Below are 26,076 nucleotides of genomic sequence, written 5' to 3'. Positions count from 1 at the left end.
ATGGATGAATCCTACGCTGCTGTTGATTTAGGTTCAAATAGTTTTCACATGATTGTGGCAAGCCAGGTGGATGGCCGCTTGCTGATTATCGATCGTATGAAGGAGATGGTCAGGCTGGCTTCGGGATTGAATGATAAGCAGGAGCTGTCGAAAGAATCCATGCAACAGGGTCTGGAATGTTTGCAGCGATTTGGTCAACGGATCCAGGAAATTCCACTTTTGAATGTTCGCGCTGTGGGTACGAATACACTCCGTCTGGCTCGGAATGGCAACGTTTTTTTGTCGCGGGCACACAGTGCGCTGGGTCATCCGGTAGAGATCATAGCAGGACGTGAAGAAGCAAGACTGATTTATTTAGGCGTTGCGCACAGTTTATATGATGAAGTTAACCAGCGTCTGGTAATTGATATCGGTGGTGGGAGTACGGAATTAATCATCGGCCGAAGTTTTGATACCTATGCTATGGAAAGCCTGTATATGGGATGTGTCAACGTGGGTCAGCGTTTTTTTGATGATGGCAAGATAAAAGCCAAAAGAATGCGCAAAGCCGTATTGTTTGCAATGCAGGAATTGGAATCCATTGAGACGGCATATAAAAAAACAGGCTGGGATTTTGCATTGGGATCTTCCGGCACTATCATAGCAGTACGGGATGTCGTACAAGCGCAAGGTTGGTGCGATTCGGGCATTACCGCATCTGCATTGACGAAATTATTGGAAACCTTAATTGCGATTGGCGATAGTGCAGCGATTGATCTCGCAGGTATATCGGAGCGCAGAAAGCCGGTTTTTGCCAGCGGTGTAGCGATTTTGTACGGTATTTTTGAGGCGCTTAATCTGGAGCAGATCAATATATCCGAAGGTGCGTTGCGCGAGGGCTTGTTGTATGACCTGATCGGCAGGATGCATAATGAGGATATCAGAGATAAAACCATCGAAATCGTTATGCAGAGATACAGTATCGATGCCGAGCAGGCAAATCGGGTCAGAGATACCGCAGAGAAATTTTTTCATCAGGTGAGAGCCGATTGGGAATTAGACGAAAAAACAGACCTGAAATTGTTGGTGTGGGGAGCGCTGATCCACGAAATCGGCTTATCCGTTGCGCATAGCCAATATCACCAGCATGGCGCATACCTGACCGCTCATTCTGATTTTGCAGGATTCTCCCAGCAGGAGCAAATCAAGCTGGCGATGCTGGTGCGGAGTCATCGGCGTAAATTCCTACTGGAAGAATTTGAATCACTAGCCCTTTCAGTGAAAACTTCCGTGATCAGACTGTGTATTCTGTTAAGACTGGCTGTATTGTTACATCGCAGTCGCTCCAACAGCGGTTTGCCGGAAATCCACGTTGATGCGAGCAAAAACCGCATTACTTTGGATTTTCCGTCGGATTGGTTAGATCAGCACCCTTTAACATTCGCTGACTTGAATACTGAGCAAGGATTTCTACAGGCAGCTGATATTAAATTGATATTCAACTGAAGGGCGCCTCGGAATATTTTGCATCAGAGGTCACAATAATGCTCCAGGAGAAGTTGTTGCGCAGAGCGTGGTTTCGAAGTACCCGGTTTTGTGCGCTTATATGAGCCATCGCTTTGTAGCAGCCAGGCTTGTGTGTTGTCGGAGAGATAACTTAATAATCCATGTTCGATGACTGTATCGCTGGTGCGCTTTTCTTCAATCGGAAAACAGACTTCCACCCGGTGATGCAAATTGCGTGTCATCCAGTCGGCGCTGGAACAAAATACCAGCTCTTCGTCATCACCACCATTTTGGAAATAAAAAACGCGTGTATGTTCCAGGAAGCGGCCTACAATGGAACGCACACTGATATTCTCTGAAACATCTTTGATACCGGGGCGCAGGCAGCATATGCCGCGAATGATCAGATCGATTTTGACACCGGCTTGAGAGGCCTTATATAACGCTACAATAATTTCCGGATCAACCAAGGCGTTCATCTTAGCAATAATCCAGGCTTTTTTCCCCTCACTCGCAGCACCGATTTCCTTGTCGATATAGCTCAATATTCCCTTATGCAGCGTGAAAGGTGACTGTAAAAGTTTTTTTAATTTGCCCGCCCGTCCCAAACCGGTCAATTGATGAAACAGCTTGTTAACATCTTCACCGATGGCCTTGTCGCAGGTCAGCAATCCGTAGTCAGTGTACAAGCGCGCAGTTCGTGCATGATAGTTACCGGTTCCCAAATGCACATAACGCCGTAAAGTACGACCTTCTCTTCTGACAACCAGAATCATTTTACCGCGGGTTTTATAATTAACCACACCATATACCACATGCGCGCCAACCTGTTGTAATTCACTGGCTAACTCGATATTGGCTTCTTCATCGAATCTGGCTCGCAATTCAATAACCACCGTAACTTCTTTGCCTGCGCGCGCAGCGATCTTGAGCGCTTCAACAATCGCCGAATCGATTCCAGTGCGATAAAGCGTTTGCTTGATCGAAAGCACGCCGGGGTCGACGGCTGCTTGCCGTAGAAAATCTATAACGGGTGTAAACGATTGAAATGGGTGATACAACAAAATATCACCGTTATGCAACACATCAAAGATATTGGTATTTTTGACCAGGCGCTTGGGAATGTTAGGTGTAAAACCGGCAAATTTTAATTCCGGGCGATCAACCAAGTCACAGATTGCCAGCAAGCGATTCAAGTTGACCGGCCCGGTTACTCGATAAAGGTCATTTTGCTGTAATTCAAATTTTTGTAACAAAAAAGAGCTGAGAGGATCCGGACAATTATCCGCGACTTCCAATCGTACGGCATCGCTAAATCTTCGCGAAGGCAATTCACCTTCCAGAGCGCGCAACAAATCGTCGATTTCATCATCGTCGATCAGTAAATCGCTATTACGCGTAACTTTGAATTGATAACAACCGATGACATTCATGCCAGGAAAAAGATCAGTGACATGCGCATGGATAATCGAAGAAAGCATCACAAAATCATGATTCTCTTCACTATATCTGGCTGGAACTGCCACAACCCTCGGCAATGAACGCGGTGCTTGAACAATGGCCATGCCTGATTCACGTCCGAAAGCATCTTTTCCTTCCAATGAAATAATGAAATATAGATTCTTGTTAAGAACCCTGGGAAAAGGATGAGCCGGATCCAGACCGATCGGACTTAGCACTGGCAATACTTCTTCTTTAAAATAACGATGTATCCAGCGGCTGGTTTGCAGCTTCCATTGCGCGCGGCGCAGTAGCCTGATTTTATCCTTAGCCAGCGCAGGTATGATCATGTCATTCCAGACACCATATTGTTCCAGCACGAGCTGATGCGCGGTTTCACTGATGCGCGACAGCACTTCTGTCGGAGACAGGTTGTCGGGGCCCGTTTGCACTGAGCCATATTTAATCTGCTGTTTTAATCCAGCCACACGTATTTCGAAGAATTCGTCCAGATTGGTACTGGCAATACATAGAAACCTTAATCTCTCCAATAATGGAAGGGTCTCGTCCTTGGCTTGTTCGATCACACGGCGGTTGAATTCCAGCAGGCTTAGTTCGCGGTTGATATAAAGCGCGGGGTCTTTGAGGTCAACAGTATCTATCAATATGAATTGCTCGGGTTAATTATTGTAACTGGTCAATCGGCTCGATTTAAGGAGAAAGATTAAACGCTTAATTTTAGCTTAGTTTGTGCAGAACCGGATTGTCACTTCGGTGTTAGTTTGAGAAGCTTGCCGTTTTCTTCATCCGTCAGTAAATACAATGCGCCATCCGGCCCTTGTTCTACATCGCGGAAACGCAAGGTATTGATCAATAATTTCTCTTCATTGATGATTTTTTTATTATCTGTCGATAGCCGGACCAGATGCCGTCCTGCCAGTGTGCCGATAAACAAGTTGTCGCGCCATCCCGGAAACTGCTTCCCGGTATAGAACACCATGCCGGAAGGTGCGATCGATGGCGTCCAATAGTGAATCGGCTCTTCAAAGCCTTGTTCAGCATGTTCACTCTTGATTGGAATGTCATTGTAATGATTGCCATAGCTGGCCTTAGGCCAACCGTAATTTTTACCTGGTTGCGGGATATTGATTTCATCCCCGCCTTTCGGGCCATGCTCATGAATCCAAAGCTCGCCGCTTTTGGGGTGTATAGCGGCGCCCTGAACACTGCGATGGCCATACGACCAAATTTCCGGTTTGGCTTTCGTGTCGTTGACAAATGGATTGTCAGAAGGGACTGTTCCGTCAGAGCGGATACGGATTATTTTGCCAATATGATTGCCCAGTTGCTGTGCTTCTTGCGAATAATCTCCACGGTCACCCAGTGTGATAAAAAGATTTCCATCCGGTGCGAATATCAAGCGTGAACCAAAGTGTACACCGCCTTCAGTCTTAGGCCACTGACGGAAAATTACCTGCAAGTTTTCCAGGCTGCCATTTTTTAGTTCGGCTTTGGCTACTGCGGTACTGGCTTTTGATCCTTCCGGCTCCGAATACGATAAATAAATCAAACGATTTTTGGAAAACTCCGGATCCAGCGCAATATCCAGCAAGCCGCCTTGTTGCTGTACCAACACAGCAGGGACGCCTTTTATTGGTTCGGAAATACGACCATCCGGCGTAATAATGCGCAATTGGCCGATTTTTTCTGTTACCAGCAGATTGCCATCCGGCATAAATGCCATGCCCCAGGGAAATTGCAAACCTTCGGTTACTAACAAGACATCAAACTCGGTTTGGATACGCTGAGCTTGTGTAACTGGCAACAAGAGGAAACTGAAAATCAAAAGCATAACGCTTATATTAATTTTTAATGTCATTTTATTTGTAGGTGATCGTGTTGCACAATGGGCTTCCAATGTATCATTCTCGCCAATTCATCTCAACTAATCTGTTTTTCTGGTTAAAACTTGAAGATCAAGATTGAAATTCTTGCAGTGCCTGGAGTATGTATTCTGCAGTAGGACGGGGAGCCAGTTGATTATCGAACATGGCTGCATTCAAAGCGCCTAGTGTCCGCGCTTGCTCCGGATTCGTTGCGAGATGGACGGCATGCGCAACGATATCATCTGGATTCGAGTAAGAAAACTGTTCTTTCAAGTGTGGATTTGCGATTAACAAGTCCGGGTTATTTCCCAGAGGTTCACCGATGGCAGCGACTCCAAGTGCCATGGCCAGGCCGAATTTGGAAGATAAGCAACCTGCAATGCCTTGTGTATAAATAACGACTTTTGCGCGTGCCAGAGTTTCCAGGTAATTCTCTTGATTTAATCGCGGATAAAAAACCTTGGCATATTTTTCCGGTAATGCTTTATCGCTTGAAAAGCCTGTGGCCATGTTAAGCGAGGTTATGCTGGAAAGTTTCTTGATAACCTGGTAACGATGGTTCATAACCGCTGCATGACGGGCATTCCGACGAAAACTGGTTACAAAAAAAATGTCAATATCTTTTGCAGTCGCCCGATGGGCTAGAATTTGTTCCAGTGATTGAAAATTTTTCAGGTCACGCAAGCGAAACTTGGCGTCTGTCAAACAATCCTTGTAGGGCACATTATAATTAACGCCGGGCTTAAATCCAAACAGTCTTGGCGTCAGTAGCAATCTGCGGCTAAGTGACAGGAACGATCCTGGTTGTACCGGAAAAAACTGCGAGACACCGATAATCTTTTTACGAAAATCCCTCAGTATGGGCGTGTACTCGATTTGATCGGGATTATAGTTAACCTTAAAGTAAACATCTACGTTCTGTAGCAAAGGCGGGTGATATCCACCAGTGCAATTCGCAATGTTGACTGAATTGACATCATGCGTATCAATACAGAAATACCATTCGTGATTTCCTTGTTGAAACTTGAAAAGTGCCATCGCAAACAACAAATGTTCCCAATCGGTGTTTTGTATCGCTGGTTTCAAGCGTTCCGGAAGCGAGTGTGCAATTCTGATTTGCAGTTTGCCATTTTTTGATAATTCATCGAAGCCCTGCAGATAATAGCTCGCATAATAAGCGCGCGATGTGTCGTAGAAAGTAAGTTGCGCTTGGGTCATTTCAAATGGATAACAGGAAAAACGAAGGTAAGCGAATTCAAACGGCCCATTCTGTAACTTTAGTGCGTAAGAGTGTCAAAGCGGCAGTTTGCTGATCCATCCCGGCTTGATGCCACTGATCCAGCTTGGCGCGCGCAGTGTTGACTTCATAGGTAAGATCCAGTGCGCGGAAATCAGGCGTATAAAATACACGCGCAACCAGTGCACGTGTTGCGCCAAGCCGCGGATATTGAGCATAGATTAAATCGCTGGGAATTGGTAAACGGCTATCATTAAGTCGGCCAATACCGGCAAAACCATAAGGTATGCCAGCTTCAGATGCAATATCAGTCAACCTATCCAGAAAGCCGGAGGTTAGTACCTCAAAATGATTGGATAGTTTCATATCCAGGTACATATCGTTTAAGCCGAAGTGGATTTCACCAATACCTGGAAGTTTGACAATTTCACGCAGACGAATGGCAGCTGCCGCCGTTTCGACCAGTAAAGAAACAAATGCGCGACCATCTACCAGTTCAATGAAAGTGGCCGCTTCATTAAGCGTGCGAAACATCGGCAACATCAGCACGGTTACCCCTTGGTCGATCAACGAATTGATTTCATTGCGTGAGCCGGCATGAATGGGGTTGATGCGTGCAAATAACGCCGATTGTGTTAATTGATCACGGATAGCCTCCAGCTCATGCATCTGATGATCAGAAATCCATGCTTTCTTGGCGTCCTGGCGATGTTCTTTACCCATTCTTTCCAGATCGAGGCCAATACGATTAATACCGGCCGCATTGCCAGCTCGTGCTAAATCCGGATCATTGGTGAATAATGTGAGAACAAAGTCGCTGCCATAGCTCATGGGATGGAATCCTGGTGAAAAATTGAAAGATCTTACGGTTTCTTTATAGATTATTTGAATTGATAAGGAATCTTATCGGTATCAAATGGCAATCGCCATTCATCCGGACCAGAATAGATATAAGGATTATTAAAATAGTTAATAAAACTACTTTCGGAATAATCCAAATTTTGCAAGCCATGCCAAATGCCAGGAGGGATGGTGATCAATGTGGGTCTCAAGCGGCTTAAGTGAAAGACATTGATTTGTCCTCTTGTCGCTGAATCCGCGCGATCATCATACAAAACCAATTTTATCGCTCCATTGAGCACAAAGATCGTATCTATCTGAAATTCATGCATATGCCACGCACTGAGGGCAGCGGGGCGTAGTATGGCATGAATCATATGCCGTATTTGTTCAGGGCCGATATCCCATTCCGGGCGGTAAAGCTCCGTGGTGACGCCGTTGGATGTAATGATATTGGGCACTTCATGTTTTTTTACTCCTGCCAGTAGAGTATTTGTCGATTCACCCTCTGAAGTTACCGTTTGTTGATCTTTGATTGCATCTTTTATTGGCATGGTTCAATCTCCTGCAGCTTTGTCGATTGTAAAATTGGCTTGCGATAATGGACGAGGCGAATGCAGCGGTTTAATTATTATTATTACGTGAATTATACTTGATTCTTAAGTATGGCTGCTAAGCGTTAATGGAAGTATATCAAATTGAAGATGGTTCCATTTTTGGAAAAGAGTTGGTTAAACATAACATTTACTAGAATACGGCAATGCGCATTCGTATTCCGCCAAACAGGTTGAGCGGCGGCCCGGGTTCGTAATAGCGACCCAGCGCTGCATTGACGCGTGTATTGGCATTATATTGGGCATCGAACAGGTTGTTGACACCGAGAAACACCGAACCTTCGATCCAATTACGTCTCAATTCCCAGCCGAAGAGCAACTGCCCCAGACTATAGGCCGGATTGGTCGCGGTATTAATGTCATTTACATAAAACCCGCCGACACGATGTACATGCAATTGCCCGAAGAAACCAAAAGGGTGCGAGTAGCGTAGCAATCCTTCCCACCGGTGCGTAGGAATGCCGGGAAAAACATTGCCTTTCAGGCTTATGTCATTGACTACGTATTTTTCGAATGCAAAATCGGAGAATGTGTAGCTGACTTCTCCTCGTAAGCCTTTCCATTCCGGTGTGGCGAGACGTGCTTCCGCACCAACTCGCCGTGATTGACCGGCATTGCGGAAGAATGCGCGGCCGGGCGATGAAGTCAATTCAAATGGTGTGATTTCGTCCCAGGTACGGATAAAGAATACTGCAGTATCGTACTGAAATCCCCCCGTGTTGCCGCGAAAACCAAGTTCGTTGCTGAGCGATGTTTGCGCATTCAGATTCGGATTGAATCCACCTCTGCCAGCAGGATTGTTAAGCAATTCGGTCGTAGTTGGCGCTTCAAAGACCGATGCGGCGTGCACATAGAGTTGCTGCTGATCGGTGAGATGATACACCAGACCGGCGGAACCGCTGCCTTGCGATACCGTGCGTGAACCGGATTCATTTCCATCGCTTTTAAATTGATCTTTGACTTGATAATGCAACCAATCCCAGCGGCCGCCAAGTACCAGATCGAGCTTATCGGCAATATTCCATTCATTGCGCACAAATGGCCCAATGCTTTGCACGCGCTCGATTTGGCTTAAATTTAGTGCGCTGCGCACGCCAAAGTTGTTATTGAAGCGCTGCCGGTCATCATTTTGCATGCCGTAATCAACGCCGATCAGAAAACGGTTGGGGCGATTGAACAATTCATGATCATTGACAAACTGCATCATCAATCCACCCACTAGGCGATCAAATTGTACCTGTCCTCCATCGAAAAAAGGCTGACGGCTTTGAAAATCCCGATGAAGCATGTGTGCGGTCATGGTAAATTCTTTTCCGGCAGATAGTCTGTGACGAAAACGCGCTCCCATATCTTCTTGCCGGATTTCTTCTCCAGCGTTGTACTGCACGTTCCGTGAGGAAGCTTGTCTGGGATTGTCGCGCACTTCGGTGCTGGTTAACGCGCCCGGATCTTTGGATAACGGTGAATAAAATTCACGAAATACCAGCATCAAATCGGAATTGCTACTGGTTTGGAAATTCAGTTTGACTTGTGAAAAAGTATTTTGCATTGCACTATGATCGCGCCAGCCGTCTTGTTGCAAGTGAGAACCGAACAGACTATAGCTAAAATTTCCGCTGCGTCCACCCATGAACAGCTCAGATTTCAGGTAGCCGTATTGCCCGAATACCTGGCGCGGCATCACAGCGAATTTCTCCGGCGGCGCTTCGCGCGTGGTGATGTCGATCAATCCCCCGGATGCATTGCCATATAATGCTGCTGAAGGACCACGCACAATATCCATGCGCTCAATCAGCGATGGATCGATCGAATCCAGCTGCGTTTGCCCATCTGGCAGCGTTTGTGGAATGCCATCCACGCGCATCTGAATGCCACGCACGCCAAACGGCGATCGTGCACCAAAGCCGCGAATCGCGATGCGCAAATCCTGAGTGAAATTAAATTGATTCTGAAAGAAAACTCCGGGTGTGCCGCGCGCAAATTCATCTAAAGTCGCGCCTGGCTGAAAATCCTGCTGCGGATCGCGCTTGATTTGCGTAATACTGTTGGGAATTAGCGCAGGTGAACGCTCACTGCGGGTGGCGGTGATGCTGATGGGATCCAGGATAACAGATTGGGTGATTTCGGGTTTTTGCGCCCAGCTGGCATTCGTTAGCAGTAATAGAACAAATAGTGTGGCTTGAAAACCAAGCAGGTATCGCATTCGCAAAAAATAGCCCATTGAAAAATCTTAAGTGACAAATGCAGTGATAAAAAGCATGCACTCAAGTGCATCACTTACTCGTATGGATTTAATCCTGCTCGGTTTTCAAAATCTTTCCATAGGTGTTCAATTGAAGTTCATTCTTTCCTTCAGGCTTGATTTTCACTTCGTAACCCATGAGCGTCCCATCCGGGTTCATCACTTTATCATTTTCTCAGCTTCTTCAAGAGCGGCTTTGGAGTATGCTTTGGCAATAATGGCCTGGGCTACAGGCTCGGGCAGCGTTTCGACATCGATCGATTCTTCCTTCTGTAGAATCTCTCCATCGGCGTCATACAGAATTTCGTATTCTCGCCCATTTTCTTTGTATTCAATTTCATAAACGGCTTTACCCTCGATCATTCCTTGCTCGAATTCTACTTCTTTGGCATTGGGATAAGTTTTTTCAAAAGCTTCGAGTACAGCTTTGGGTACTTGATCTTTGCTCACTTCTTTTTCGCTAGCATGCGCTGGACCCGATGCAATCCATAACGTAGCCAGTATCGTCGTAATCCAGAATTGCGTTTTCATGATCTCCTTTGGCTGAAACCCGATAAGTACAGAATAAAACCTGTCGTTTTTTTATTGCATTTTTCCGATTTGATTGGAAAACCTTATCAAAAAAATCCTATGAGCTTCTGTTTACTCTTTAGCAAAATAATTGTCAATGCTTCAAAGTATAAGAGGAGTAAGGATTTTTGCTGGCAATGAGTTTGGCACAATTTGCGATTGCTTCTCCGTGATTTGAACATTATCATGCGGAATCATAAAAATATTAGAGATTTACAAACCTCAAATTGAAACACAATATTATTAAACAATTGATGAATTTTCCGTCATCGTCATAGTGGATAGTTATCGTGAAATACCTCAGAACCGCTTTGTCTTGCTCGGTGCGAGCAACCTGACGTTATCTTTGCGTCTAATCATTCATCTGATGCAGCAACGTTTCGGCGGGCCGAGTGAAATTCTAGTGGCGCTTGGACATGGACGTGCGTATGGAACATTTACACAGATGCTGTGGCGCGGATTGCCGGGTATAACGAATTGTGATTTATGGCGGCAACTGGATTCGATCGAAATACGTCCAACGTATGCATTATTGACCGATATCGGCAATGATATTTTGTATGGATTACCGCCGCAACAGATTTTGCGGACGCTGGAATGGTGCATTAATCAGTTGCAGAACCACTCGGCGCAGATCGTGGTGACTAATCTACCGATGACTTCGATTAAAAGTCTATCTGAGCGACGGTACATTTTTTTCCGCAATATTTTTTATCCGTCCTGCCAGTTATCTCGAGATGAAACTATTAGTCGTGCCCAAATAGTGCATCACGGTTTGGTGGACATGGCGGCGCAACGGCATTTTAAGCTGTATGAACAAAAACCGGATTGGTTTGGCCTGGATGGAATCCATGTGAATTATTGGCAGCGAAAAGCATATTATCAGGATATTTTGCGTAAATTTTCTGATCTTGGCAGGAAACAAGAAGCAATGAAGGGCACCCAGGAGTTTCTGCTAACCTGGCAGCGGCGACCTGAATTCGCTTATAAAACAGTATTGGGACGTATTTCTAACTGCCAGCAACCCAGCGGGCAGCTGGCAGACGGATCGCTTGTCTGCAAGTGTTAAGCTCTATTTGTCATGGTTGGGATACATAATCACTGTAAAGCGGACATCACGAACGTCATCTTCGGTACGATAACTATCCAGATCAAAAGGATAAGCGTTATTCGCGTCGAGTTTTTGAGCTAAGGTATCGCTGTCCAAATTGTCATACCAATGCCAATCAGCGACATCAATGCGTTCTGCGACTGCTGTAAAGTAGCGTATGCCGCCTTCGGAAAAGCTGCGCACACGTATTGGAGTAAGATTGTTGTCGCGTAAGTGAACTTCAAGCTCTGCAGCGCTTACGCGAGCAAGAACAAAGGACGGCCCCGGACGCTCCTCAACAATTGCCGCGTATTTAGGGATACCATCAACAACATACACCGTGAAATCAGAAATGCGGTGCTGGGCGCTGATTAACTGATTGAGTCCTGCTTCATTAAGGCCGGTATATGCAGTTGTTTTAGGGCCGGAGTCTTTATGCAGAACCAGTGAAAAGCGTAGCTGGTCTTTTATTTCACTGCCGGTAATTGATATCGGTCGCGCTCCAGTACGGGCAATGTTGTCATCAAGCTCTGTTACCGCGATATCTTGCAAATAGATGCTTTCGATCTCTGATTCTTCGGCATAAGAAATCGATGCAAAGCGCCGTCTTTTGTCATTACCGTAGACCGAGAGGCGCATCAGATGCATACCTGGCATCACGACATCGTGAATATGATCTGGATCAATATCGTGTGACCAGAACCAGCTTGCAGGGGGGGTTCTGGAAAATTTCATAAGTTCGCTTCTTTCTGACCCATTTGTATCTATATTTTTTATCACTTCGAGCGCTTCTTTTCTTGGGTTGATCTCCGCTGAGCATCCGGTAGTAATTATCCCGATTAAAGCAGAAATCATCCATTTCAGGAAAATTTCTTGTGGTATTTTTTTCATGATGTTTTTTCCTTTTAGATAAGGATTCTTAGACAATAGCCCAACATAATTTTCACGCCGCCTTTGTAATGCTCTTTAAGTTCCGCAAATTTGAATCTATCTTGTTTTAATATGGAATCAACGAAGCGTTCAATTTTCGCAGATAAATATTTGTAAAAAAATAAGCTCAGGATGTAATTGCGGAATTCATCAAGATTTATTTTCCTGTGCAAAATGTTGGCACTATTTCCTAAATAGTATTGAAGCTGATGGCGCCGTTCCTCGGCCCTGTTTTTATCGGTTGGATTATTTTTGTTTAATGATACTTTCATATCTGAATTGGTGATAGGTCATTGAAAATAAACTTTGCAAAGTATCCGGTTCTAGTTAGCTATAGCGTAGCTCATTCGGATTCATCTCATATTGGAATGGATTTTTTATTTACATCGCAAATGATAATCATTATGATTATCATAATCAATTGGGAACCTGATTGCGATATAAAACATAATTGCTCAAATAGAAATTCGGAATGGGATAAATCTATTTGATAACAGTAGTGATTGCATGTTTTAAATCGTAACAAGTGCCTTACAAGCAGCCGACAAGATCTATCTCTGGGCAACCAGCTATCCACCTGATAATTAAGAAAGGGCTTTGTGTGTGTGAGAAAAGGATTAATAAAGGAAGAAAAATATTTTCTGCGATGGGTTTCTGGCCGGTTCTGGACTAAAGCACATTGCTGACGAAAAAAATCCTTACCAGCGATCAGTGGCCATTGCCGCTATGTCCGGTAAATATCAATTTGGTTGTATTCGAACTTCGCTACAGGAACAGCAAACAAGACCCTATCAAAATTCTTTCCTCAAAGAATCTTATACTCCATTGTGGTTGGTGTGAACTTTGGAACTACTGCCGCGATATGGCAGGTAAATATTTCTTAAATAATTATTAATAAAATATAAATATCATGATGATGCCTGTAGAAGACTGGACCCAAGAGCTGAGCGCATTGTTCATCATTAATCGTATGCAATTACGCCGAGCCGCATACAAAATTTTAGGGGATTGGGATCTTTCGGATGATATTGTACAAGATGCTTATATTAAAGTGACCGAAGTATCGGCGATGCAGAATGTCAAACAGCCATTAGCATATCTATTTCAAATTGTACGTAACTTAGCTATTGATCGCTATCGGCGCGGTATATTTGAGACAGAGCTGTTTAAGTCAGAGGAAGAAGGATTGTTCGTTCAGGCTTTGACAGGAATGCCCGAAACTAATGCAATCAATCGTCAGCACCTGACGTTGATGGCACAGGCTTTAGCCAAGCTCCCTGAGCGTACGAAGCGGGTTTTTATGCTTTATCGTCTAGATGGATATACACATCGAATGATTGCGGATGAACTGAATATCTCGACTTCATTGGCAAATATCCTTATTCATGAGGCAACAGAACATTGCAAGAGTATTTTTTTAAAATAAGCTATCAATAGTACACCAATAAACAATTAATAATATCAATTGCTTGCATGGTAATATAGATTCTCCTCAATTTTTCCCCTGTTTTTTTGCATTCTTTACAAGCCGATTCGTCTAATCTAAATAAGAAGCATTCTTATTAAAAAAGATTTAGAACTATTTATTTGTCGATTTGAGGTATTGGTTATGACGAGTTGCTTTGATCGTGAAGATGGCGTGTTTCGCGTGCTGGTTAATCATGAAGAACAATACTCCATTTGGCCGGAATGGAAAGCCGTTCCGGGTGGCTGGAAAGATACTGGCGTATTAGGCGATAAAAAAACTTGCCTGGAGCATATCGATAAAGTCTGGACGGATATGCGGCCATTGAGTCTGAGGTTATTCATGGGCAATCAAAATTAGTGCGTTGTGCCAATGCAAGATCCATTAACACTATTTTGTTTGCCATGCGCGGGCGCCAGTGCATCGATGTATCTGCGCTGGCGGCGTTTATTGCCTTCCTGGGTAAAACTGGTACCGATTGAATTACCAGGCCGTGGTAACCGGATGGATGAGTTGCCCAAAGAAAGCTACGCTGATCTGACACAAATCCTGTGCGATGAACTTGCGCCTTCTTTGCCTGAACAATATGTTCTTTTTGGTCACAGCATGGGTGCCTTGCTTGCTTATGGCATCGCTCAGGGTTTGTGCTCTGGGCGATCATTTCCACCTAAAGCGCTACTGGTATCGGGCTGTGCGGCACCGATTCGCCAAGACAGCCAGCGCTACAACAATATGCAGAGCGATGCCGCATTAATAGCGGATTTAGGTAAGCAGGGTGGTACGCCAGAAGAAGTGTTCGGAAATCAGGAACTGCTGGTAATGACGTTGAATTTGCTGAGAATGGATTACCGGGTTTGCGGCAGCTTTGAATACTCCCAATTACCGCCTTTACCTATTCCTATCCACAGCTTTGCTGGACGTTCCGATGAAATTAGCGTTGCAAAGTTAAATGATTGGCGTTTGGAAAGTACCCGGAGATGTACGTTGGATTGGTTCGATGGAGGGCATTTTTTTCTTCGTCAATCCGAAGACTGGTTTTTGTTTGTATTAAAAAAACGTTTGATGGAAAGTCGAGCAGAGGTGCAATGTGAAACGACTGCATCTGCCTGAAGTAGTATCTGCCGCGGCTGAGATTTGGTTGCTCGAATTTGATTTTGACTCGAAGCAACTCATTGATGATTGGCCCTTGTTGAGTGTGGATGAACAGATTCATGCGCAATGCTTTCGTCAGCATGAAGACCGGGTGCGCGGCATTGTGACGCGTGCAACACTGCGTCGCCTACTGGCAAAATACTTGATGCTGCCCCCTTATAAAATACCGATTGAAAGAAACGAGTTTGGCAAGCCTCGTTTGCCCGCTTATTACGGCATAGAGTTCAATGTTTCTCATACAGGTGACTTTGCATTGATAGCATTATCCGCGAAGGGTGAGATCGGGGTTGATATCGAATATTGTCACAGGGATGTCAGTAATCTCTGGGTGCATGTGCTTTCTTCAGAAGAGTGTGCTCAAGGAATCTGGTCGAATAGAAATTTCATTGATCTCTGGGTAATCAAAGAATCCATATTGAAAGCATTAGGATTCGGGATTTCTGAGTACCTGCCGGCTATTACCGTGCTGCCCAATAATGACGGAAGTTATCGTGTCATGCATGACCAACGCGACTGGACGGAAATTAAAGCTTGGACCATTGAAGCGCCCGCACATTATGCAGCGGCGTTTGCGCTAACAAATCAACGTAACTACCTGGTGGGTAATTGATTTCCCCTGCCTTATTTCGAGACGCCATAGAGTTCAAATGAGAGTTGGATCACGAGAAAGGGCAAGAAAGTATGGAGCTGAGTTATAAAAGTTTTTTGGTGTAAATACATGCAAATTGATTGGGTATAAAAATGAATACAAGATTGATTCCATCCCGCAGTTACCCCGACAATTTCGTTACGCATCTGCAAACATCGGGGTTGATATCGAATATTGTCACAGGGATGTCAGTAATCTCTGGGTGCATGTGCTTTCTTCAGAAGAGTGTGCTCAAGGAATCTGGTCGAATAGAAATTTCATTGATCTCTGGGTAATCAAAGAATCCATATTGAAAGCATTAGGATTCGGGATTTCTGAGTACCTGCCGGCTATTACCGTGCTGCCCAATAATGACGGAAGTTATCGTGTCATGCATGACCAACGCGACTGGACGGAAATTAAAGCTTGGACCATTGAAGCGCCCGCACATTATGCAGCGGCGTTTGCGCTAACAAATCAACGTAACTACCTGGTGGGTAATTGATTTCCCCTGCCTTATTTCGAGACGCCATAGAGTTCAAATGAGAGTTGGATCACGAGAAAGGGCAAGAAAGTATGGAGCTGAGTTATAAAAGTTTTTTGGTGTAAATACATGCAAATTGATTGGGTATAAAAATGAATACAAGATTGATTCCATCCCGCAGTTACCCCGACAATTTCGTTACGCATCTGCAAACACTGGCGCGTGAACGATCGGTTGATACTGCGTTGATTGTTATTAGTGCGGAAAACGAGATACTCGTGGACAAGAAATTTGATTATGCATCACTTGATTTGCAGGTCAGAGCGTTGGCCGCGGTAATGCAAAATCATTTTTCACCTGGTGAACGAGCACTACTGCTACTGAACAACGATGAGCACTATGTGATTAGCTTTCTAGCATGCCTGTATACAGGAATCATTGCTGTACCTATTTTCCCCCCGGAGTCTCTGCGGGAAAGGCATTTGGCAAGATTGATCGCGATTGCCGATGATGCACAGGCCAGTTGTATTCTTACCAGCAGTAAGATTCTTCCGCTGATCACCAGTGTGACAACAGCACAGTTTTCCGAAGCAACCCTACTTACCGTTGATACGATAGATCAGGCTAACGCATCACGCTGGCAGGCTTATATCCCGAAGGGGGATGAGATTGCTTTCCTCCAATATACATCCGGATCGACTTCAACACCTAAAGGTGTCATGGTGAGTCATCACAATCTGATGATGAATGCCAAAGCATTTGAAGAAGGGATGTCGATCAATGAAAATGATATATTTGTCAGCTGGTTACCGCTTTACCATGATATGGGATTGATCGGTGGATTATTGCAGCCGATACATCGCGGTATTCCGGCAATATTAATGACTCCCAATTTTTTTATCGAAAAACCCGTGCGCTGGTTAGAGGTTATTTCGCGTTATCGTGCTACGGTCAGTGGCGCTCCCAATTTTGCTTTCCAACTCTGTGTCGATCGTGTCAGAAGCTCGCAATTGCTGGATATCGATTTATCGACTTGGCGTGTTGCATTCTCAGGGGCGGAACCTGTACGTAGAGAGACCATGCAAGCGTTTATTGAATGTTTCGGCCCGGCTGGTTTTTCAGCAGGTACGATTTATCCCTGCTATGGTTTAGCTGAAGCTACGCTATTTGTAACCGGAGGGGTGCGCGGAGAAGGTATGCAGACGCACGAGTTTTCTTCTGGAGCGCTTGCACTGGGACGCGCAGAGTTGGCAACGGAAGGAATGCCTATTGTAGCGTGTGGTTTTCCGGCATCCAATCATTCGATAAAAATCGTCGATCCGGAGAAGCTAATTCCTTTGACGGATGGTAATGTCGGCGAAATATGGGCGGATGGTCCAAGTCTGGCATGTGGTTATTGGAAACGTTCTCAGGAGACCGCGCAAGCTTTTGTGCATACTGAAGGAGAGCGCTGGTTGCGAACGGGGGATCTTGGTTTCATTCATGCTCGCCAGTTATACATTATGGGGCGATGTAAAGATCTCATCATTATTCGCGGGCAAAATATTTATCCACAGGATGTTGAGCTGATTATCGAGGAAGAAGTGGAAGCCGTCCGGAAAGGACGGGTTGCTGCATTTTCAGTGCAAACTGTTGAAGGAGAAGGAATCGGCGTGGCCGTTGAAGTATCCCGCAACATGCAGAAACTGATTTCGGCCGAGGCGCTGATTGAAGTACTGAGCGAAGCGGTCAGCGCAAGTTGTAACGAATCCTTGTCTGTGGCGGTATTGTTAAACCCGGGGGCTTTGCCCAAGACTTCAAGCGGAAAATTACAGCGCACTGCCTGCCGTCATGGATGGCTCGAGCGCACGCTGGATGCATATGCAATCTATGAATATGGTTATGTTATTCTTGGCGGGAAGGGGCAATTACCCCAAGCATTGGCTGATGAAACAGAAATTGCGGTAGCAGCTGTTTGGGAATCGGTATTAAACCGCACTGTATTGACGCGCGAAGATCATTTTTTTGCAATTGGCGGCAATTCACTGACCGTCATTCAGGTTGCCGCATATATTTCAGAACGTTGGTCTATTCAATTTACTCCGCGCAACTTGTTTCACAATCCGCGATTACATGAATGTGCAGCGAAAATCAAAGGCTTTTTATCCTCAAGCTCATTGCAGTCCGCATTTGAGAATCGCATCCTACCTATGCGGAACAAAGTTAATGCGCTGCCTTTATCGTTCGGGCAACAGCGATTATGGTTTCTTTGGCAACTTGATTCATCCAGCAATGCCTATAATGTTCAACATGCATTACGGTTATCAGGTGCGCTGGATAAGCGCGCATTTTATGCAAGCATTGATGATCTGATTGAGCGGCATGAATCATTACATACGATTTTTCGTGTTGCTGATGATGGCGCGGTGGAACAATTCGTTCATCCGGAAATGCCCAACGTGGTTACCGATATCGATTTGCGCGATATCACGATAACAAGGCGCGAAGCAGAGGTTGCGAAGGAAGTGCAGAAAATCATCTCGATTTCCTTCGATTTGACGCAAGGTCCATTATTGCGCATCGCCTTAATCCAGGTAAACGAGAACGAGAGCATTTTTGTAATCGTCATGCATCACATCGTTTCGGATGGGGTTTCCGTGCAAATCTTACTGAATGAGCTCGCCTCATTTTATCAGGCGCGTGTACAGGGGAAATCAGCCTGTCTTGATAATTTGCCAATTCAATATGTGGATTACGCACTTTGGCAGCAGGAATGGCTGGAAGCGAGTGAGAAAGATAGGCAACTTGCTTACTGGCGTAATCACTTAGGTGATGAACATCCCATTCTACTGCTTCCAGCCAATCGCGTCAGACAACCGGTCACAAGCTATCAAGCCGGACGCTATAGTTTCGACATACCACTTGATGTGCTGAATAAGCTGCGGCAATTGGCGCTGCGTCGTGGAGCAACCCTTTTTATAACGTTACTGACAGCTTTCCAGGCTTTATTGTTTCGATATGCGGGACAACAAGACATCCGTGTGGGTGTCCCGGTAGCTGGCCGTAATCGGATCGAAACAATCCGCTTAATCGGATTCTTCGTTAACACTCAGGTGTTACGGAGCCAACTGGATGGCCGAATGTCGCTTGATGAACTCCTGAATCAAACCCGGGAAGCTGCGATTAATGCGCAAAGTCATCAGGATCTTCCTTTCGAACAATTGGTTGAAGCACTGCATCCTCAGCGTGATTTGCGTCATAGTCCGTTATTTCAGGTGACTTTCAATCACTTGTTGAAGGATTATCGTATTTTTCAGGAATTTTCGGGACTTACACTCACCGATTATTCACTTCCCGAACAGTCTGCACAACTCGAGTTGAGGCTTGAGACAATCGAATTGCCGGACGGTAGCGTAAATGCCAGTTTTATTTATGCCTCCGAGCTTTTTAATTCGTCATGGATTGAGCGATTGGGACAGCATTATCTGCGCATTCTGGAGGCATTGGCAGATTGTCCGGGTGTGATGATCAGCGATATCGATTTGTTAAATGAAGAAGATAAACAACAGCTTGTAACTTGGGGAATCAATCAGTCTGATGTATCAGTTTTTCAACCTGTTCATCAACTAATCGAACATCAGGCAGAGAGTAATCCTAACGGAGTGGCTGTAATCTCGGGTCACATCGAGTTGAGTTATGCGGAACTCAATCGCAGATCAAACCAACTGGCGCATCGATTGATCAGCCTCGGCGTCAAGCCGGAAATGGGTGTCGGCATTGCAATTGAACGTAATTCTACTGAATTGATTATAGGCCTTCTGGCCATCTTGAAGGCGGGTGGCGGCTATGTTCCGCTTGACCCGGAATATCCAACAGAGCGATTGGATTATATGCTTGCAGATAGCGGTATTCAGTTTCTACTGACGCAAGCACATATTAAATCAAGGATTCCTCATAAAGAAGGTATGGAAATACTGACGCCTGATGCGCTTGATCTGAGCGTTGAGATGGAAATCAATCCTGAGGTTGCTTTGCATGACCAAAGCTTGGCTTATGTTATTTACACTTCAGGTTCAACCGGTCGACCCAAAGGAGTTTCGGTCGCGCATGGTCCTTTGGCCATACATTTGAGCGCTATTAAAGAAATTTACGATATTCGGCCAGGCGATCGTGAATTGATGTTCTTCTCCATGAATTTTGATGCAGCCGCCGAGCAATGGATTACTCCCTTGACACAAGGCGCCGCGTTAGTACTTTCCTCAACCAGTGATCTGGCAGGCGATGGTTTCGTGGATCTGATCGAGAAACACCGCATAACCACGCTGCATCTTCCTCCTGCCTATCTGAGAATGCTGCTGCCGTTGATGAATGGAAAAGCGCACACGATTCGTACTTGCATAGCCGGCGGGGAGGCATGGTATGTCACCGACGTAATGACGGTTCGGGATGCGTTCCGGAATGCCCGGCTAGTCAATGCATATGGTCCTACTGAAACCGTGATTACCCCTGCAGCATGGATTAGTCATGCAGATAAAGGTGATCAAATTTGTGCAGAAGGGGAATATGTTCCAATCGGAGTGCCGGTGGGTGCACGCAGCTTATATGTGCTGGATGCGCAACTCAATCTTGTGCCGCCAGGTGCGATAGGCGAGCTGTATGTGGGTAGAGAAGGGTTGGCCCGTGGTTATCTGGGCCGGCCGGCTTTAACCAGCGAGCGCTTTATACCGGATCCGTTTGGTTCACTAGGTGGCCGTCTCTATCGAACGGGTGATTGGGTGCGCTGGCGTGACGAAGGGAAACTGGAGTATCTGGGTCGCGTCGACCAGCAAATCAAGATTCGGGGCTTCCGTGTAGAGTTGGGTGAAATCGAAGCGCAAATACTTGCCCAGAGCGGTGTGCGCGAAGTGGCGGTATTAGCGCAAGAGGGTCATAGCGGCTTACGTTTAGTCGCTTATCTAGTGCCGCATAACGGCGTACAGCTAAGTTCAGCGTTGCTAAAAACATCGCTAGCAGCGACTCTTCCCGAATATATGATTCCCAGTTTGTTTGTTTTTCTGGAAGCTTTGCCGCTCAATCCCAATGGAAAAATAGACCGGAAAGCACTGCCTCTACCGGAGCAATATGACAAAATCGATTACGAACCGCCTGTTAACGCACTGGAAACGGTTATAGCTGAAATCTGGTCGGATATTCTGGGAGTTCCTCAAGTGGGATTGCAGAACAATTTTTTTGATCTGGGAGGTCATTCATTATTGTTGATCAAGATCAAACAAAAACTGGAAGAACGCTTAAATATTCATATAGCTATCGTAGATCTTTTCAAATATACCACTGTAGCGAGCTTGACAAAATTTGTTAATCAGGGAGATACCAGGAATGCATCTCTACAACGTCACCGGGAGCGAGCGCAACGGCAACGTAGCACTTTTATTCAACGAAAACAAAAAGCAGAGAGGATACATTGATGCATAGTGCTGAAGAATCGCAGGAAAACACAGAGCTTGATATTGCAATCATTGGTATGGCGTGCCGTTTTCCCGGCGCGGGCGATATCGAGTCTTTTTGGCATAATCTGCGCGAGGGGATTGAATCCATCACTTTCTTTACCGATGAGGAATTGCTTTCGCGCGGCGTATCTTCCGAGGTTATTAATGATCCTCTTTACATAAAGGCAGGCGCTCAACTTAAGGATACCGATCTCTTTGATGCTTCTTTCTTTGGCTATACCCCGCGTGAAGCGGCAGAAACAGACCCACAGCATCGGATTTTTCTTGAAGTCGCATGGCAAGCCTTAGAAGACGCAGGATACGATACATCAAGATACGCCAATCCGATTGGCGTATATGCGGGATGCGGCGTAAACACTTATCTGTTAATGAATCTAATGGCCGGTGGCAGTATGTCAGATATGCAGGATATCTCTGCATTACAAGGCCTTATGAATGGCAATAATAAGGATTCCATGACCACTACGGTTGCCTATAAGCTCAACTTGCGTGGGCCGGGCATTACCGTTCAAACAGCGTGCTCCACTTCTCTTGCAGCAACTCATGTGGCTTGCCGCGGCTTACTCAATCATGAGGCCGATATGGCCATTGCGGGAGGGGCATGGGTAAATCTGTTGCATGGTGAAGGGGGGTATCATTATCAACCGGGCGCCATCCTTTCACCGGACGGTCATTGCCGCGCTTTTGATGCCAAGGCTGCGGGAACAGTGATAGGGAGTGGCGTGGGTGTAGTGGTTCTTAAGCGATTGACGGATGCCCTGGCTGATGGCGATACCATTCATGCGGTGATTAAAGGTTCCGCGATCAATAACGATGGTTCCGCCAAAGCCGGTTATACCGCTCCCAGTATTGAAGGGCAGGCGGATGTCATACTGGCGGCTCAGGCCAATGCAGGCATTTCTGCGGATACCATCAGTTATGTTGAAGCGCATGGCACCGGCACAACGATCGGTGATCCGATCGAGATTGCAGCATTGACGCAGGCTTTCCGGGAGAGTACCGGCAAGCGCGGTTTCTGCGGTATCGGTTCAGTCAAGACGAATGTAGGTCATCTGGATGCAGCTGCAGGCGTCGCGGGTTTGATTAAAACAGCGCTTGCCCTGAAATATCGGACTCTACCCCCTAGTTTGAATTTCGAGCAGCCCAATTCACAAATAGACTTTTCTTCGAGTCCGTTTTACGTCAATACCGAGAATAAGGCCTGGCCGGATGGTTCAACCCCGCGTCGCGCGGGCGTCAGTTCGTTTGGTATCGGCGGAACCAATGTACACATGGTGGTTGAAGAAGCGCCAGCGAGCAATTCATCGGGGGCCTCGCGCGATTGGCAAACGCTGATGGTTTCGGCTAGAAGCCCAAATGCATTGGAAACAGCGATGACCCGTTTGCAAAGTCATCTGACTATTCACCGGGAGCAAGCGTTAGCTGATGTTGCCTATACCCTTCAGGTCGGAAGAAAGAATTTTCCTTATCGGGCAATTGCATTATGCCGGAGTCGTGAAGATGCATTAAGCCTGATACAGAACCGGAATGAAGATCTCCTCATGACACAACAGGTGGTATTTGAAAACCGCCCGGTCACATTCCTTTTTCCCGGACAGGGAGCACAATATGTCGATATGGCCCGCGATCTTTATCGGAATGAGCTTGTTTTTCGCCAGGAACTCGATCGTTGCATTGATCTGCTTAAACCATATCTTGATTTTGATCTATTCACGATACTGTTTCCTGATACCGATGAAGAAGACCGCGCTTTGGCCTCAGTGCGACTTGAGCAAACCGAAGTTACACAACCTGCGTTGTTTGTAATTGAATACGCTTTGGCTAAATTATGGATGTCATGGGGCATTCAACCCACATCGATGATAGGTCATAGTGTGGGTGAATACGTCGCAGCTTGCCTGGCCGATGTATTCTCCCTGGAAGATGCGGTGCGATTAGTGGCGATGCGTGGACGCTTGTTACAGCAAATGGACAAGGGCGCAATGCTGGCTGTCATGCTGCCCGAAGACGAACTCATGACAATGATCGCTGAAGATTGCGATCTGGCCGCGGTCAATGGGCCGGAGCTTTGTGTTTTATCCGGTTCTATTGCTGCTATTGACGCGATGGAGAAAAATCTGATCCAGCAAGAGATCGTGTGCCGGCGATTACATGTTTCGCATGCTTTTCATTCCAGTATGGTAGAGCCCATAATTCCGGCCTTTGTTGATCTGATGGCCAAAGTTAAGTTGCGCCGCCCCGTGATTCCATTTTTCTCAAACCTAAGCGGAAATTGGATTACTGCTCAAGAAGCTATAGATCCCGGCTACTGGGGGCGGCATTTGCGTGGAACCGTGCGTTTTAATAATGGCTTGCAACAATTGCTGAGTAATCAGGAGCAAGTTTTTCTCGAAGTGGGTCCTGGTGAAACATTGATTACATTAGCTCAACGCCATCCTTTAGCAAAACCTGAGCAACTGATGGTTTCCTCGTTACCCCACCCGAACAAAAATCATGATGCCCAGAAACACTTGTATCTCAGTCTTGGCAAGCTTTGGTTAAACGGATTATCCATCGATTGGGAAAGTTACTATGCTCATGAGCGCCGCCACCGTGTTTCACTGCCGACATATCCATTTGAACGGCAATCCTATTGGATTAAACCAGAAAAACAGGAGGGGCAAGCCTCGCCTACCGTAAAAGCGCATACCCGCTCAATCAATGATTGGTTTTATGTGCCTTCATGGCGGCGCGCTGAGAAGCTTGAACCTGGAAATCTTTTCCCTGAAGCGGTGGGATATTGTTTGATTTTCAAGAATGAGAATACGCTTGGCGCTGCTTTGGCGGAGCAACTATTGACTTATGGCGTTAAGCTTATCACGGTTTCTGCCGGCTCTGAATTCCGTCGCGAAAATGAGCATAGCTACATCATGCGCCATGATGATAAAAATGATTTTGATCGGCTGCTTCAGGATATTCGTGATGAGAGAAGGTCAATTCAGCACATTTTCTATTGCTGGAGCTTAAGCGCGAACGATGAAATTTTGACTCAGGCAGAAAGCTTGGCAAGATATTTTTACAGCCTGCTTTATCTTGCCAATGCACTAGAAAATAACCAATCGAATGTTCTTTCGGGCGAGCGAACGGAAATTACTATCGTAACCAATCAGTTTTCGGATGTGACGGGTAATGAAACATTATGTCCGGAGAAAGCATTGTTAACAGGGCCATGCAAGGTAATTCCGCAAGAGCATTCTTATTTGAATTGCCGCCTGATTGATGTTGAATTGCCGGTGCCGGGCAGTGTTGCGGAATCGCGGCTGGTTAAGCAGATCCTCGCCGAATCACAAGCGGATAATGATAATTCGATGATTGCTTACCGAGGACCGAACCGCTGGGTTCAGTTTTTTGAATCGGTTCAATATCCCACGCCAATAATCAACCGATTTAAACCCGGCGGAGTTTATTTTATTACGGGCGGATTAGGAGGCATCGGTTTGACGCTGGCGGAATATTTAGCGCGGAAATTTCAGGCTAAATTGGTGTTATTGGGGCGTGTTCCGATCCCACCTCGTGAAAGCTGGCCAGAAACTTTGTCTGCAATCAATAAAGACAGCGCTGTGTATCACAAAATAGAAAGCATCATGAAACTTGAGGAGCTGGGCGCCGAAGTACTGGTGGTAACTGCGGATGTTGCATATTCAGAGGAATTGAAGGCGGCTGTAACGCAAGCAAGGCATGATTTTGGCGTCATCAATGGCGTTATTCATACTGCCGGCGAAGTGAGCAATGGTTTAATGTCTTTAAAAACAGATGAGACGATTGCTCGGGTACTGGGGCCTAAAGTGCAGGGAACGCAAGCATTGCAAGCGATATTTAAGGACGATTCGCTGGATTTCATGTTGTTATGTTCTTCACTGGCAACGATGGCGGGCGGCCTTAATAAAGTCGATTATTGTGCGGCCAACGCTTATTTGGATGCGGTCGCTCATTCTACCTGCCATGAATATGCATATCCTGTCATTTCGATTAATTGGGACAGTTGGCGCGAAGTCGGTATGGCTGCAAATATGGAGATGCCTGATGGTATAGGGATTGCGCCAAAAGAAGGCGCAGAGATATTTGAGCGTATTGTGAATGGCCCGAATATTCCTCAAGTTATCGTTTCGACACTGGATTTGCAGGCCCGATTGAGTCAAACCCAGCAGGATCTCCTGGTTCAGCCTTTTGCCTTTACACCCCCTGCGCATAAAGCGGGAAGATTCTCAAGACCTGTATTACAAACAGCTTTTAAATCACCCGAAAGTGAACTGGAAATAAGTATCGCTGAAATCTGGCAGAGTTTGCTGGGAATAGAAACCATCGGCGTTGATGATAATTTATTCGAACTGGGTGGCGATTCGCTGCTGGGAATACAGTTGCTGTCCAGAGTAAGAGCTGGTTTTTCTGTGGATTTGCATCCGGCTGATTTTTTCAGGTCACCTACCATTACTGCCTTGGCAGAATTGGTTGAAACCAAGCTGCTCGATGAAATTGAATATTCTTGAT

At 45.8% G+C, this 26,076-nt stretch carries 18 protein-coding genes; 9 read left to right on the top strand and 9 right to left on the bottom strand.

Annotation, left to right across the window (positions count from 1 at the left end; all coding sequences use genetic code 11):
• Entirely contained in the window at nucleotides 1–1,485 is a 1,485-nt protein-coding gene (gene ppx, locus C4S39_RS06885; RefSeq protein ID WP_103966302.1) for an exopolyphosphatase, read from the top strand.
• Between the two features lie 23 nt (nucleotides 1,486–1,508).
• Here the strand turns inward: ppx and ppk1 are convergent, their stop codons facing one another.
• The 7 genes from ppk1 to C4S39_RS06850 all read right to left on the bottom strand — a co-directional run bounded on the left by ppk1 (nucleotide 1,509) and on the right by C4S39_RS06850 (nucleotide 10,275).
• Nucleotides 1,509–3,590: a polyphosphate kinase 1 gene (gene ppk1, locus C4S39_RS06880; RefSeq protein WP_219817925.1), complete on the bottom strand. Its 2,082-nt coding sequence runs from the start codon at nucleotides 3,588–3,590 to the stop codon at nucleotides 1,509–1,511.
• Nucleotides 3,591–3,691: 101 nt separating this feature from the next.
• On the bottom strand, nucleotides 3,692–4,753 hold the full coding sequence (locus C4S39_RS06875) for a PQQ-dependent sugar dehydrogenase (protein WP_258039326.1): 1,062 nt from the start codon (nucleotides 4,751–4,753) through the stop codon (nucleotides 3,692–3,694).
• A gap of 148 nt (nucleotides 4,754–4,901) precedes the next feature.
• Complete coding sequence (locus C4S39_RS06870; RefSeq protein ID WP_103966301.1) at nucleotides 4,902–6,029, bottom strand: glycosyltransferase family 1 protein; 1,128 nt, start codon at nucleotides 6,027–6,029, stop codon at nucleotides 4,902–4,904.
• A gap of 37 nt (nucleotides 6,030–6,066) precedes the next feature.
• Nucleotides 6,067–6,879, bottom strand: coding sequence for an aldolase/citrate lyase family protein (locus C4S39_RS06865; RefSeq protein ID WP_103966300.1), 813 nt, complete (start codon nucleotides 6,877–6,879; stop codon nucleotides 6,067–6,069).
• A 50-nt stretch (nucleotides 6,880–6,929) separates the two neighbouring features.
• Nucleotides 6,930–7,442: a cupin domain-containing protein gene (locus tag C4S39_RS06860; protein WP_103966299.1), complete on the bottom strand. Its 513-nt coding sequence runs from the start codon at nucleotides 7,440–7,442 to the stop codon at nucleotides 6,930–6,932.
• Nucleotides 7,443–7,635: 193 nt separating this feature from the next.
• Nucleotides 7,636–9,705 (bottom strand): TonB-dependent receptor family protein, encoded by a 2,070-nt coding sequence (locus C4S39_RS06855; RefSeq protein ID WP_258039325.1) that lies wholly within the window; start codon nucleotides 9,703–9,705, stop codon nucleotides 7,636–7,638.
• Between the two features lie 198 nt (nucleotides 9,706–9,903).
• Entirely contained in the window at nucleotides 9,904–10,275 is a 372-nt protein-coding gene (locus C4S39_RS06850; RefSeq protein ID WP_258039324.1) for a PepSY domain-containing protein, read from the bottom strand.
• Nucleotides 10,276–10,591: 316 nt separating this feature from the next.
• Here C4S39_RS06850 and C4S39_RS06845 point away from each other — a divergent pair, with 316 nt between their 5' ends.
• Nucleotides 10,592–11,383 carry a hypothetical protein gene (locus C4S39_RS06845; protein ID WP_103966297.1) on the top strand — a complete coding sequence of 264 codons (792 nt, stop codon included), beginning with the start codon at nucleotides 10,592–10,594 and terminating at the stop codon, nucleotides 11,381–11,383.
• A gap of 3 nt (nucleotides 11,384–11,386) precedes the next feature.
• Here the strand turns inward: C4S39_RS06845 and C4S39_RS06840 are convergent, their stop codons facing one another.
• Both C4S39_RS06840 and C4S39_RS16005 read right to left on the bottom strand, forming a co-directional pair.
• Nucleotides 11,387–12,295, bottom strand: coding sequence for a hypothetical protein (locus C4S39_RS06840; RefSeq protein WP_103966296.1), 909 nt, complete (start codon nucleotides 12,293–12,295; stop codon nucleotides 11,387–11,389).
• A gap of 14 nt (nucleotides 12,296–12,309) precedes the next feature.
• A complete protein-coding gene (locus tag C4S39_RS16005; protein ID WP_103966295.1) occupies nucleotides 12,310–12,606 on the bottom strand; it encodes a type I restriction-modification system subunit M N-terminal domain-containing protein in 297 nt (98 codons plus the stop codon).
• Nucleotides 12,607–13,244: 638 nt separating this feature from the next.
• On the opposite strand from C4S39_RS16005, the gene C4S39_RS06830 reads away from it, so the two are divergent.
• The 7 genes from C4S39_RS06830 to C4S39_RS06800 all read left to right on the top strand — a co-directional run bounded on the left by C4S39_RS06830 (nucleotide 13,245) and on the right by C4S39_RS06800 (nucleotide 26,075).
• Nucleotides 13,245–13,760: a sigma-70 family RNA polymerase sigma factor gene (locus tag C4S39_RS06830; protein ID WP_258039323.1), complete on the top strand. Its 516-nt coding sequence runs from the start codon at nucleotides 13,245–13,247 to the stop codon at nucleotides 13,758–13,760.
• A 183-nt stretch (nucleotides 13,761–13,943) separates the two neighbouring features.
• Nucleotides 13,944–14,159 (top strand): MbtH family protein, encoded by a 216-nt coding sequence (locus C4S39_RS06825; RefSeq protein ID WP_103966293.1) that lies wholly within the window; start codon nucleotides 13,944–13,946, stop codon nucleotides 14,157–14,159.
• Nucleotides 14,160–14,171: 12 nt separating this feature from the next.
• Nucleotides 14,172–14,909, top strand: a complete 738-nt coding sequence (locus C4S39_RS06820) for a thioesterase II family protein (protein ID WP_103966292.1) — start codon at nucleotides 14,172–14,174, stop codon at nucleotides 14,907–14,909.
• Nucleotides 14,887–15,561, top strand: a complete 675-nt coding sequence (locus C4S39_RS06815) for a 4'-phosphopantetheinyl transferase family protein (protein WP_103966291.1) — start codon at nucleotides 14,887–14,889, stop codon at nucleotides 15,559–15,561. The genes C4S39_RS06820 and C4S39_RS06815 overlap by 23 nt, the downstream gene beginning before the upstream one ends.
• Before the next feature lie 115 nt (nucleotides 15,562–15,676).
• Nucleotides 15,677–16,084: a 4'-phosphopantetheinyl transferase superfamily protein gene (locus C4S39_RS06810; RefSeq protein WP_103966290.1), complete on the top strand. Its 408-nt coding sequence runs from the start codon at nucleotides 15,677–15,679 to the stop codon at nucleotides 16,082–16,084.
• Nucleotides 16,085–16,215: 131 nt separating this feature from the next.
• Nucleotides 16,216–21,507 carry a non-ribosomal peptide synthetase gene (locus C4S39_RS06805; protein ID WP_103966289.1) on the top strand — a complete coding sequence of 1,764 codons (5,292 nt, stop codon included), beginning with the start codon at nucleotides 16,216–16,218 and terminating at the stop codon, nucleotides 21,505–21,507.
• A complete protein-coding gene (locus C4S39_RS06800; RefSeq protein WP_103966288.1) occupies nucleotides 21,507–26,075 on the top strand; it encodes a type I polyketide synthase in 4,569 nt (1,522 codons plus the stop codon). The genes C4S39_RS06805 and C4S39_RS06800 overlap by 1 nt, the downstream gene beginning before the upstream one ends.
• Nucleotide 26,076 lies beyond the last annotated feature (1 nt).

The organism is Nitrosomonas ureae, from assembly GCF_900108305.1.
GTDB classification, from domain to species: Bacteria; Pseudomonadota; Gammaproteobacteria; order Burkholderiales; family Nitrosomonadaceae; genus Nitrosomonas; species Nitrosomonas ureae_B.
The sequence above is the reverse complement of the archived record's forward strand: the minus strand, read 5'-3'. Positions and strand labels throughout refer to the sequence as shown.